At 50.4% G+C, this 11,800-nt stretch carries 11 protein-coding genes; 6 read left to right on the forward strand and 5 right to left on the reverse strand.

Annotation, left to right across the window (positions count from 1 at the left end; genetic code table 11):
* Window positions 1-7: 7 nt before the first annotated feature.
* From SBI19_RS01365 to SBI19_RS01385, 5 genes are all read left to right on the forward strand, one after another.
* Entirely contained in the window at window positions 8-1,024 is a 1,017-nt protein-coding gene (locus tag SBI19_RS01365; RefSeq protein ID WP_317964401.1) for a phosphotransferase enzyme family protein, read from the forward strand.
* 114 nt (window positions 1,025-1,138) lie between these two features.
* Entirely contained in the window at window positions 1,139-1,660 is a 522-nt protein-coding gene (pyrE, locus tag SBI19_RS01370; protein WP_317964402.1) for an orotate phosphoribosyltransferase, read from the forward strand.
* Window positions 1,661-1,713: 53 nt separating this feature from the next.
* Window positions 1,714-2,295, forward strand: coding sequence for an SMI1/KNR4 family protein (locus SBI19_RS01375; RefSeq protein WP_317964403.1), 582 nt, complete (start codon window positions 1,714-1,716; stop codon window positions 2,293-2,295).
* Window positions 2,296-2,361: 66 nt separating this feature from the next.
* A complete protein-coding gene (locus SBI19_RS01380; RefSeq protein WP_317964404.1) occupies window positions 2,362-3,375 on the forward strand; it encodes a leucine-rich repeat domain-containing protein in 1,014 nt (337 codons plus the stop codon).
* A 185-nt stretch (window positions 3,376-3,560) separates the two neighbouring features.
* Window positions 3,561-4,985, forward strand: a complete 1,425-nt coding sequence (locus SBI19_RS01385) for a TolB family protein (protein WP_317964405.1) — start codon at window positions 3,561-3,563, stop codon at window positions 4,983-4,985.
* 80 nt (window positions 4,986-5,065) lie between these two features.
* On the opposite strand, the gene SBI19_RS01390 is transcribed toward SBI19_RS01385, so the two are convergent.
* Complete coding sequence (locus tag SBI19_RS01390) at window positions 5,066-6,613, reverse strand: acetate--CoA ligase (RefSeq protein WP_317964588.1); 1,548 nt, start codon at window positions 6,611-6,613, stop codon at window positions 5,066-5,068.
* Window positions 6,614-6,760: 147 nt separating this feature from the next.
* Window positions 6,761-7,345, reverse strand: coding sequence for a GNAT family N-acetyltransferase (locus tag SBI19_RS01395; protein ID WP_317964406.1), 585 nt, complete (start codon window positions 7,343-7,345; stop codon window positions 6,761-6,763).
* Between the two features lie 183 nt (window positions 7,346-7,528).
* Here SBI19_RS01395 and SBI19_RS01400 point away from each other — a divergent pair, with 183 nt between their 5' ends.
* A complete protein-coding gene (locus tag SBI19_RS01400; protein WP_317964407.1) occupies window positions 7,529-8,383 on the forward strand; it encodes a DMT family transporter in 855 nt (284 codons plus the stop codon).
* A gap of 79 nt (window positions 8,384-8,462) precedes the next feature.
* Here SBI19_RS01400 and SBI19_RS01405 read toward each other — a convergent pair whose 3' ends face one another.
* The 3 genes from SBI19_RS01405 to SBI19_RS01415 form a co-directional block, all read right to left on the reverse strand.
* Complete coding sequence (locus SBI19_RS01405) at window positions 8,463-9,392, reverse strand: ABC transporter permease (RefSeq protein WP_483312222.1); 930 nt, start codon at window positions 9,390-9,392, stop codon at window positions 8,463-8,465.
* Window positions 9,393-9,489: 97 nt separating this feature from the next.
* A complete protein-coding gene (locus SBI19_RS01410) occupies window positions 9,490-10,527 on the reverse strand; it encodes an ABC transporter ATP-binding protein (protein WP_317964409.1) in 1,038 nt (345 codons plus the stop codon).
* A 2-nt stretch (window positions 10,528-10,529) separates the two neighbouring features.
* Entirely contained in the window at window positions 10,530-11,699 is a 1,170-nt protein-coding gene (locus SBI19_RS01415; protein ID WP_317964410.1) for a COG1470 family protein, read from the reverse strand.
* Window positions 11,700-11,800: the final 101 nt, after the last annotated feature.

Here is an 11,800-nt window from a genome sequence, read left to right on the forward strand (position 1 = left end):
CGAGACAATGATTCATTCTGCGAAAATGGATACAGAAGAAGAGCTGCAAGACTTGTTAGCGCAAGCTAAACAAGCAGCATTATTTGCTCTGCAGGCCTATCATCTCGCTTGGACGCAAATTCATTTTATCCAACAATCAGATACCATTACGTTCCGTATTGAGACGGAAACCGATAACCGTTACCTTCTGCGGGTGCATACGAACGGGATGTCACAAGAAGAGATCCAATCGGAGCTCGTATTTCTGAATGCGATAGGGGTTCATGAAGGGATCACAGTTCCGATGGGACAACTCTCTCGCCATGCAACATATGTGTTGGCGTATACCATAGAGCAAGGCGCCACTTTGTATGTGACTCTAATGCGTTGGTTGGATGGCGAGTTATTGAATGGCGGAGCGACGGATACGCAGGTCAGGAATTTGGGCAGTATGATCGCGCGGCTGCATCAAGCGGCAGCTGGTTTCGTACCATCAGCCGATTTCGCGCGTCCGATATGGGGCATGGACAGTTTCGTCAGAGATTTGACCAAGCTGGAACGATACCACGATCGGTTTTTAACGACCCGCGGATGGGACAAGTATCAAGAGGCGGCTGCCAAAATAAAAACGATGCTTGCTGCTATGAGTACCTACGAGGATAATTATGGACTTATTCATGCCGATCTGCACTTAGGAAATGTTATCTTCCAAGGCGAAACGCCTTTGTCGATTGATTGGGGCCGGTGCGGGTATGGTTATTACTTGTATGATCTCGCAGGCACGATGATTGGTTTGTACCCTCATCAACGCCGGGTTCTATTGGAAGGTTATGAGAGCATTCTCGGCCCACAGATCAACAAAGAAGAGATATTGTCCTGCTTCTTCGTCATGATCATGATCGAGAACTATTGCAACCATGTGTCCGATCCAAGAGAGATTACTGGGCTTAAGGAGGAACAACCGTACGCGCAGGCGATCATCCGGGACTTCCTGAAGGGAGATCCATTCTTATTTAATCCCATTGAACCTGTAATCATTGCTTGATGCAATAAAATATTCTATATCTATCGTAAAAATGTTTTTGTTAGACATCCCCTAGTAGAATCGGTATTCTGTTCAATGGCGCCAGATAATGGAATAACCGAACGGGGGATATCAATGGAAAGAGCACAGTTGGCAGCGGAAATTTACAACACAGCGCACTTAACAGGCGAATTCAAATTGCGGTCGGGCAAGACGTCAGATCAATATTTTGACAAATACTTATTCGAATCCGATCCGACCCTATTAGCGGCTATCGCAGAGCAACTAGCGCCCCTGATACCAGATGGGACCGAAGTATTGGCTGGACTAGAGATGGGCGGGGTTCCAGTTGCCACAGCGCTGTCGTTGCGAACGGGCATTCCGGTCGTCTTCGTCAGGAAGAAAGCGAAGGAATATGGCACTTGCAAATTAGCAGAAGGAATCAACGTAGCAGGAAAGCGAGTCTGCGTTATCGAAGATGTAGTAACGACAGGTGGACAGATCTTGCTCAGCGTAGAAGACTTAAGACAATATGGCGCTCAAGTCGAGTCTGTTATAAGTGTAATCGAACGGGAAGAAGCAGGCAGATCGAACCTAGAGAATGCAGGTCTGCAATTCCGTTCCCTATATCGAATGGAACAACTATTGCCGCTGTAGACGGCGCTTTAGCTGCAGCGGGACAACAACAAGAAGATGAAGGCGGGATGATCATGGATTATATCGGACTGATTAATCAGATGAAAACGGCAGGTGTTCGGTTTGCGGATGGTCTGACAGAGCAGGAATTTGACGCGATCGAGCAGCGGTTCGGGTTTCATTTTCCACCGGACTTCAAACAATTCTTGTCCCTTGCATTGCCGATCTCAGATAAGTTTATTAACTGGCGGGACAACAGTGCGCATAATATCGAACGCATTCGTGAACGTATGAATTGGTGCCTCGAAGGCATGTTGACCGATGTGGAGAACAATCGATTCTGGATGTATGAATGGGGACCGAAGCCCTCGGATCTAGCGGAAGCCAAGAGCATATGCGAAGTGGAGTACCACACAGCGCCGAGATTGATTCCGATCTATGCGCATCGCTATATTCCAGAGACACCGTCCGAGGCGGGAAATCCGGTCCTGTCGGTTTATCAAACGGATATCATCTATTATGGTGAGAATTTGTACGAGTACCTATTGGTTGAATTCGGGTTTAAGAAGTATGAGGAAATCGAGTTTGATAACATTAAACGGATTCGTTTCTGGAGCGATATAATTGATAACTGGGAAGCGGACTATATGATATAAAAGGAGGCTTACGAACGAATAGGTTCGTAGGCTTTTTTACTTCCTATGGGAATGGAGACTTACGAGATGCGAATGTATACAGATCCTAAAGGTGAAGCTTACGAGCAGATCATCGATTTGGCGATACGGAACTCGGAATGCTTTGTACTAGGGGAGAAAATGCCGGTTAATGTTGTACATCGCCGCCAATACATAAGTGTGTTGGAAGCGTTGGAGCCATACTTGATGAAGTCAATCGCAATCCAAGATCATGAAATCATACAAATGGGAAGAACCTGTCGCAGCCATGCTTTTTATACTGCAGGAACCTACTATTGGTATAGATGCTGTGAAGAAAGCGGGAGACTATTGAAGCAAATGGCAAGCCGTCTGTCGGATTGGACTTATCCCAGCTTGCCGGAAGACTTGTGTTTCTTGAAAGAAGATGGCGGTGATTACCTTTACTCCGTTGTGCATGAACGTATGTACGGTATGGATTTAACGGAGGAAGAAGCCATCGAATTGATGAATCAAGTAACGGGCGTTTTTCTGGAATTAAAGGTTCATCGGGACCTTGATCGTCTGCTGGATGATGCAATCAAACATCAGACGGACTGGCTGTATATAAGCGGGCATGGACTGACAGAGCTGCCTGAACGAATCCGGGAACTCACAGAGTTACGTGATTTAGTCATTTTTGAACAGGATCTGTATCGTCTACCCGGCGCGCTGTTCGAGTTAAGCAATCTTGAGTGTTTGTCGATCTCGACCGCAGATTTAGAGTGCATACCTTCATCTATAAACAAGTTGAAGAAGCTGAAGGAGCTTCGCATCTATTGCGCGAGCTCCGATCGGCCCGGGTTTCGGCCCAAACCAAAGGAAGAGATCAGCCTGAACCGCATCCCGCCAGAGATTGGAGAGCTGGAACGGTTGGAGCAGCTAACGATTCTATATTCCTCGATCCATGAGCTGCCACTCGAGCTGCAGAGACTGAAGAACCTTCGTGTTCTAGACCTGGGAGAATGCATGATCAATAGGAAGCCGAAATTCCTGTACGATATGAAGCAGCTGCAATACGTGAATGTGTCGCAGGATATGTAACGAACGCAACAAGAGCGGGCAGAGAGTGATACAATTTCACCAGTTGATTAATACTTCACCCTGCAGCAGAACTAAACAGCCCGATAATGAGTTGGATGTTTCATCATGCACAACTGTGCAACTCTATCGACTCCTCTTGCGTTTAATGAACAGGAACGAAATGCTAACGGATGAGGTGGACGATTATGTACCGGAAGGGACTGCAACTTACTATTCTACTCACCGCATTGTGTATGACGGCGGCCTGCGATAAAGGTACGACGGTTCCAAGCCAAGATTCTGGAACAGTAGGACATACACAAACTGCACCTTCACCCAGCATCGAGCAGAGCAATACGGAAGGAGAAGGCGATGTCGAGCCAACAAAGGAACCAGCCACACCATCTGATAATAAGTTAGCGGCTCTAGGATTTGATACGATCTCGAAGCTTGAGTTGAATGGCTATTCTTGCATTGGTTTCGTTGCGCTTAATGCGAACGAAGTGATTGCAGCGATTAGCAGCAATGGTGAAGATGACACGAAGATTGTTCGCATCGACTTGAATAGCGGCCGTACATCGGTCATACAAGAAAGCAGCGATGACGATCAGATCATTGGTTATACTATAGCGCTGTCGGATAATGGCATCGTGCAATGGCGTACGTATAGTCAGAAGGAGACAGTTCTTCATACGTATCAGTTGGATGAGAATCAGAAAGTGATTCGAATTGACGATACCAAGGAAAGTCCCGATGGCAGATGGGTGGCAGATCCAACCTATAATAATCCCAATCTAGGCATCTCGGGTACGGACCAATCAACTGGTGAACGGAAGCAGTGGACAACGGGACCGAAGGATGATCAGCCATTATGGCTGCCCGATTCATCTGGCTTCCTATTCCTGCACGATACGGGAGACAATTTGGGCGATGGTGCTGGACCGAAGTACCAACTTGCTCGATTCGATATACGTTCGAACAAAATGACCGTGCTTTCGTTTGAGTCCGGTTACTGGGGGACAATCGAGTGGCTGGAGCCAGGCGTCTCCGTGCTTGCTCACAATGGATTTGATGATGTCGTCGGTTTGAAAATCGTCAATTTGAATACGAATAAGGAATACCAAGTCGTCGATTCATCGAATTTCGATTACCTGTCCAGCACGATTAATCCGATCAACCATCACTTACTCGTCAGTGACCAGGGGGCGTTCAAAGCATATGGCTCGAACGGCGAGCTCTCATCCGACACATCTTGGCCGACCGGATTTGATGAATTCACGAATAAATACAATTCCATAGCGGGTCAATCCGAGGGGCAGGCAGCAGAGATCTATTATGCTGGTGGAGAGCAGGGAGGGACGTTCGGACCTTCTCACCCGAGCATTTCACCGGATGGCAAACAATTGGCGTACCTTCTTGGTGCCATAGGAGAAAGTACAGGCGATAAGGTGGAGGGCACTCGAATCGCACTCGCGAACAGTGATGGAAACGGGACGAAGCTCGTCACGCAGAACTATGCACGTATCTCTAACTTGCAGTGGTCACCTGACGGAACCGCGATAATCGCTTTGTTCACGCTAGATCAAGATCGGAAACAGTATTATATGGGTACGATCCAAGCTGCTCCCTAGTCATGTAAAATGAAAAACCGCCGTTTAGCTGAGCCTATTAGCCCAGCTGGACGGCGGTTTTCTTTTTGTACAATTAGATCCTATTCGCCTTGGCTGTAATTGCGCGTTTCACGCTCGCGCAGCTCAATGCGGCGGATTTTACCCGAATTCGTCTTCGGCAGATCGCTGATGAATTCGATTCGGCGTGGATATTTGTATGGCGCAGTCCACGACTTCACATGATCCTGCAGTTCCTTCATAAGAGCAGGGGAGGCCGCCGTTTGGTCCTTCAGCACGATGAACGCCTTGACGACGTGACCGCGTATCTCGTCCGGACTTGCGACAGCAGCGCATTCCTTCACAGCCGGATGGCGCAGCAGCGCTTCCTCGACTTCGAAAGGACCAATCGTATAACCAGAGCTGATAATAATATCGTCGCCGCGGCCTTCGAACCAGAAGTAGCCGTCCTCATCACGCTTCGCTCGGTCACCTGTAATAAAGTACGAGCCGACCATATTATTCGCTTTGCGCTGCGGATCACGATAATACGTATGGAAGAGGGCCGGCATCGCGCCATGTACCGCAATGCTGCCGACTTCTCCCGCGGGCAGCGGGCGTCCTTCTTCATCGATGATCTCTACGAGCCCAGGAGCGATGGATTTCCCCATGGCGCCCAGCTTGACCGGTTCATCCTTGAGATTGCCGATCAGCAGCGTGCTCTCGGTCTGTCCGTAGCCGTCACGGATGATGAAACCGAACAGCTCCTGGAATTTATGAATAACCGCTTGATTGAGCGGTTCGCCTGCCGAGACCGAGCTGCGAAGCGAGGATAGATCATAATCGCCCAGCGTATCGAGCTTGGCCATGATGCGATATTCAGTAGGGGTACAGCACATAACACCGATTCGGTGCGTCTGAATCATCTCAAGATAACGCTCGGCACTGAACGTACCTTGGTAGATGAAGCCAGTCGCCCCGCTGCCAAGGACCGATAGGAATGGCGTCCAGATCCACTTCTGCCAGCCCGGCGCTGCGGTTCCCCATACGAGATCCGTTTCGCGGATATCGAGCCAAGCCGATGTAATGCGAAGATGCGCATACCCCCAGCCATGGCTGTGAACGACTGCCTTCGGATTGCCGGTCGTTCCAGAAGTGTAGGCGAGAATCGCCATATCGTCGCGGAGTGTCGGAACGGCTTCCCTTTCCTCTTGTTGACCGTCCATCAGTTCCTGCATAGCGAGCCAGCCGGCAGTCGATCGACCGCTTGCATCAATGCGATAGCGGAGAGCGGGGAGTTCTTCTGTAATGCTGTCGACCTCACGCGTTCCATCTGCCCATGCAATGACCGCGCGCGCCTCCGAATGATTCAACCGGAAGGACAGATCCTTCGCGCGAAGCATCTCGGACGAAGGAATAATAACGAGCCCGAGCTTGAGACAAGCGATATAGATGACATAAGCTTCGACTTGTCTTGGCACCATGACGAGCACGCGGTCGCCTTTCGCAAGACCAAGGCGGTCGAGGCCGCCAGCGAGCTTATTCACCTGCTTCATGAGCTCGGCGTATGTAATCGTTCCATTGCTTTCATGGTCGTCCGTCCATCGAAGCGCGATTTTGTCCGACTTATGGCGGTCGATCTCGGAACTCATATTGTATTGTTCAGGTGCAACCCATTGTTGAAAATTCAAACGATTCTTCTCCTTTAACGATGCGATAATGTCCTGATGCAGTAGCGTCAGTATACCATATTTCGAACGTTAACGTTCGGTATAGAAGCGTTTTCATCAAGTGTTTCGTCAAAACTCGACACCGCGAACTTTGGCAAACACCATCGTATCCCTTAGTTGACCATCCATCGCAGTTGTTTCATTGCGCAGGATTCCCTCGAGTGTGAACCCAGCCCGTCTTGCGACCGCAGCGCTTCGTGCATTATTCCGATCACAGCGGATTTCGATCCGGTTGGCGGCTAGTTCTTCAATAGCGAAATGCGTAATCGCATGCACAGCCTCTGTCATATAGCCTTGATTCGTATAAGCCGAATGAAGCCAATAACCGATCTCGAATTTTCGCGCATTCCAGTCGATTCGATGCAACCCGCTGCTCCCGATCAGCTTGCCTGTCTCTTGATGGAAGACGAGGAGCATCAGATCCGAACGATCCAAGTATCTCAGACGTGCTTCTCGAATGACAATCTCTGACTCCTCCAACGTAGGGATGCGCTGGGCAAAAGGAAGCCACAGCCGAAGCTCCTCGATACTCTCAATTACCGCTTCATTCAAAGCCGTTCCGTCACCCCACTGCGGGGCGCGAATAACTAATCGATTGCTCTCGAATTGCTCAGGAATCGTCATTAAGATCGGGGAAGCTTGCTGGTCAGACATAGGCTCACCTTCCGTCAAATATTTCCAACAACAATAACACGGGTGCGATATCGCTGACAATCTATTTTAACAACAGATATTAAGGTTATTGTTAAATTATGGTTTACGGTAGGGCGTGTGTACGATATATTGAATGGAACTGGAAAGAAGAAGGTCGTTATGGAACGATAGGGGGACCAGCCTATGTATGGTATTGCAATTTTGCTTGTTCTGCTCTCCGGACTGCTTCATTCGATCTGGAATCTATATGCAAAGCGCAGTTTGAACAAGGTCTCCTTCCTGTGGCTGACACAAATAATCTCGGTACTCATCTTTACGCCTCTTACGATATTAGAGTGGGATACGAGCCGAATGACGGGAACGGGAGGACTCTTGCTCCTTCTGTCGATGCTGCTTCATGGCATCTATGTCCTGCTGCTTGCACGCACTTATTCCATAGGCGATTTCTCGCAAGTGTATCCCATAATGAGAGGCACAAGCCCGCTCATCGTGCCGATTCTCGGAACAGCCTTGCTAGGTGAACACTTGACTGCATTAGGGTGGTTCGGCGTCATCCTCATCTTATTCGGCATTAGCATAACAAGCAATTTGCGCTTGCTGAGGAAGAACACCGCGAATGCATCATACAAGGCTCCATTGTTGGCGCTGGCGGTTGGACTGTGTATTGCGAGTTATATTATCGTTGATAAAATGACATTGGATTATATGCCCGCCGTAATGTTGAATCAGGCTACGAATGTAGGAAATGCATTGCTGCTCGGATATGCGGCCTATCGCTCGCATGCGGTGAAATCGGAGCTTCGGATCAACTGGAAAACGATCCTGCTTGGCGGGATCATCGCACCTGGCGGCTATATGCTGTTCCTGTATGCTCTGTCGCTTGCTCCAGTCGCACAACTCGCGCCGATGCGGGAGATCGGAACGGTGTTCGGAACATTGATGGGGATTATGCTGCTCCGCGAACCGCAGGGGAAGCGGAGAATCGGTACGTCTATCCTAATAACAGCTGGGGTTATAGTGCTTGCGACGAACGGTTGAAGCTTAGCAACAAGATAAAACAGCTCTACGACGTTCCCAGGCAGCACGCCAACGAACGTCATAGAGCTGTTGTCATAGGTTAACCTTTCGACCGAACCTCTTGCCGCATGAACAGCAGATACGAGATGCCGAAGCAGATCATCGTAGCTGCGATAAGCCCGACGAGCTGCGGCCAAGAGAGCAGGATGCTCTGCATGAGCGAGAGCGGGCTTGAGATCGCGCCGATTACTTGCGCTGTCGTCAGCGGTCCGAGCGACCGGACACCTGGCGTCAGCAGCGTACTGGTTGCCTCCGAGAAAAGATAGGCAGGAGACAGCCGATTGAGCAGCAGCATCCGGTTGGCATGTTGCAGCAGGATCGATAGAGCCGATGAATCCGCTGGTTCAGTTGCTTTATCTATAATCCCTACCAGCATGCTGTAGAAGATCGTAAAGAACAGCCAGAGCGCAATGCCTGACAAGGCAGAAGTTGCCGCCTGTCGGAACCGGATCGAGAACAAGATGGCCAGATTAAGCCAGAAGCCCACATAGACCACAGCCACGAACAAGAATAAGATGACCCGCATCACTTCCTCAGGCGTCGGCGGATAGCCGATCGTGAATAACCCTAGTCCCATGACGAGAAAACCAAGCGAGTAGAGGACGACTGCGACGAGCAGAAGCGACGCCGTAAATTTCGCGAGGATGAAATCATCGCGATAGATCGGCTGCGAGAGCAGTCGGCTCAGCGTTCCCTTATTCCGCTCCGTGTTGACCGCATCGAATCCGAGCGCAATGCCGACTAGCGGGCCAAGGAAAGAGACGAATGTAACGAACGTCGGCAGTGTCCCATCCGATACGGTGAACATCTGCAGAAACAGGAAGTTGTTATCGGCTTGTTCGGATTTGACCCCGTCCCGGAGCGCAGTCACTGCGGTATAGATTGAACCGATACATGCAAGAGCGATGATGGCAATTAGAATAATAAAACGCCAGCTGCGCATGTGGTCGCCGAATTCCTTCTGCACCATCACCCAGAACGGCGAAGTCGTTCGGACGGTCGTCCTCTCTAATCTAGCTTCCTTCTGCAACGGCTGTTGTCCGTCCGAGAATATTCGCCTTAGAAAGCTAGGACTTGCTGCGGTTTCGCTCACCTCGTTCACCCCCTTCGAAATAGCGGTGATAAATATCGTCTAGCCCGTATTGCTTGCGGCTTATTGTCTTGAGCCGGGCTCCGGATTGAATAATCGCTAGCGCCACTTCGGATGACAGGTCTCGGCTGCAGACCAGCGTGGCAGGTGCTGTCGCAGGACCGCCGCTGTCCAGATCAGCAACCTGTGGCCCTCGATAGGTGATCACACCGCCGTGGTCCGTTAGTTTACGAATCAGTTCCTCGTTCCAGCCTTCTGCTTCCAGCTCCACCGTGACTGTTCCCTCATCATCCAGCTGGTTCGCCAATGATTCGATATCCCCGCATGCAATTAACTCACCGCGCACGAACAGTCCGACTCGATCGCAGATTTGCTGTACCTGATGAAGATGATGAGACGAAAGGAGCACGGTAATCTTCTGTTGACGGCTCAGATCCGAAATCAGCTTAAGCAGCTCTCGCACGCCTTCAGGGTCAATCCCGAGTGTCGGCTCATCGAGTATGACAACCTCTGGCCGCTTGATCAGCACGTCTGCGATGCCAAGACGCTGCCGCATGCCTCGGGAGAAAGCGCCAACCTTCTTGTTGATCGCGTCTCGCAGGCCGACGAGATCAAGCAGCTCTTGTGCACGCGACCATCCCTCAGCATTCGAAATTCGATTCAATCGGGCGGTCAGCATCAAGTTGTCGATCGCTGTACGATCTTCATAGAAGCCAATGTCATCGGGCATGTAACCGACCCGCCGTTTGACTTGCAGAGCCTGACGCATAGGATCCAGTCCGCAAATTCGCGCGCTGCCGCTTGTCGGTTCCGTTAGTCCAAGCATCATCAGTATGGTCGTCGTCTTGCCGGCGCCGTTCGGACCTAGCAGACCGAACACTTCGCCTCTGCCTATCGTGAGATTTAATCCGTTAACGGCGACCTGGGAGTCGTAATGTTTCGTCAACCGCTTCAGCTCAATAATCGGCTCAGGCTGTTTGGTCACTGGCACCGCCTCTTGGATAGCTGTCTCCACGATTAACGCCTCCCGAATTTGCGGAACAGGAAGAAGAGACCTCCTGCAACCGCAACGATGATGAGAATGCCGATCCAGCCCCACAGCGTCGACGATTTCACCGCAACTCGGAAATCAGCGCTTGCCGTCTTCTCAGGTGATGATGCCGTCATGCCAACCACATAATCGCCCGCGAGCGCTTTCTTATCTGCTTTAATTGTTGCTTGTACATGGGAGACTTCACCGGCATCAAGCGCATCCAACTTGGATGGGGAGAACGTCACTTCCCAACCGGAGGGCGTATCGGCTGATAAGCTGACATTTTTCATCTCGGAGGAGCCGGTATTCGTCACGGTCAGGTCGAGTTTGCGCTGCGCACCAGCGGTAACATCCGTACTGAGCAGGTCATTCGGCGTGCTTAGCTTCAGACCGTATGTACCCGTTATCGCCGCCTCGATCGTTGCATTCGCAGAGGTGCTGTTGTTCGATGCTGCGATGGGGATTTTGTACGTGCCGGCGGCAACGTTCTCAGGCGGTTTGACGCTGATCTGCACCGACTTCTCACCGTTTGGTTCCACTTCTACGCTTGTTACGTTCGTGCTGCCATCGACGAACGTAATGTCCCAACCCGGTTTCGTTTGAGCAGTTAGTGCATAGGTTTGTTTATCGGCAGTACGATTACGCAGCGTTGCGCTGTACGTGAAGGTTGAATCGGCATGTCCTTGCATATTCGGTTGATCAAGAGAGAGGTCGGATCGGAAAGTGCCTTGTTCCGATACTTGAACCGTAATCGGAAGCACCTCTCCTCCAGCCTTCACTTGGAAGTTGTAGGCGCCTTTGTTGACTTCAAGCGGCACATCGAGTGCAAGATTGATCGTTTCCGTCTCGCCGGCTTTCACAGCAATTCGGCTAACGTTGCGGCCGCCGGCAGTCAAATCGTATTTCCAATTGTTACCGACCTCTTGAAAACCGAGATCTACGGTTTCGGTTGAACTGCCATGATTGATTAGATCGATCTGATAAGAAATCGAGTCTCCTGGCGGAGCGGACAATGACAGGTATGGCGTATACAACTCGACATTGGCAGCTGCATGAACAGGTACGGCTCCCCATGTGGAAGACATCACCCCCAATCCGATTGCGAATGTGGCGGCAATCCTTGTTAAGCTTGACTTGCGGCATGCTTGCAGCATGCAAATCCCTCCCGAATTGTAATGGAATAGTGCTGCTCTTGCGCAGCGTTCATTGACGGTACGGTTCAGCAGACGATTTGGATTTACCCATGCGCAAAAAT

The sequence above is a fragment of the Paenibacillus sp. CCS19 genome, assembly GCF_033239625.1.
Lineage (GTDB): Bacteria > Bacillota > Bacilli > Paenibacillales > Paenibacillaceae > Paenibacillus_T.

Bases quoted from the DNA above. Each gene is read 5' to 3' on its own strand.
- SBI19_RS01415 (WP_317964410.1), bottom strand. From the start codon at position 11,699: ATGCTGCAAGCATGCCGCAAGTCAAGCTTAACAAGGATTGCCGCCACA.
- pyrE (WP_317964402.1), top strand. From the start codon at position 1,139: ATGGAAAGAGCACAGTTGGCAGCGGAAATTTACAACACAGCGCACTTA.
- SBI19_RS01405 (WP_483312222.1), bottom strand. From the start codon at position 9,392: ATGGTGCAGAAGGAATTCGGCGACCACATGCGCAGCTGGCGTTTTATT.
- SBI19_RS01395 (WP_317964406.1), bottom strand. From the start codon at position 7,345: ATGTCTGACCAGCAAGCTTCCCCGATCTTAATGACGATTCCTGAGCAA.
- SBI19_RS01365 (WP_317964401.1), top strand. From the start codon at position 8: ATGATTCATTCTGCGAAAATGGATACAGAAGAAGAGCTGCAAGACTTG.
- SBI19_RS01380 (WP_317964404.1), top strand. From the start codon at position 2,362: ATGCGAATGTATACAGATCCTAAAGGTGAAGCTTACGAGCAGATCATC.
- SBI19_RS01375 (WP_317964403.1), top strand. From the start codon at position 1,714: ATGGATTATATCGGACTGATTAATCAGATGAAAACGGCAGGTGTTCGG.
- SBI19_RS01390 (WP_317964588.1), bottom strand. From the start codon at position 6,613: ATGAGTTCCGAGATCGACCGCCATAAGTCGGACAAAATCGCGCTTCGA.
- SBI19_RS01385 (WP_317964405.1), top strand. From the start codon at position 3,561: ATGTACCGGAAGGGACTGCAACTTACTATTCTACTCACCGCATTGTGT.
- SBI19_RS01400 (WP_317964407.1), top strand. From the start codon at position 7,529: ATGTATGGTATTGCAATTTTGCTTGTTCTGCTCTCCGGACTGCTTCAT.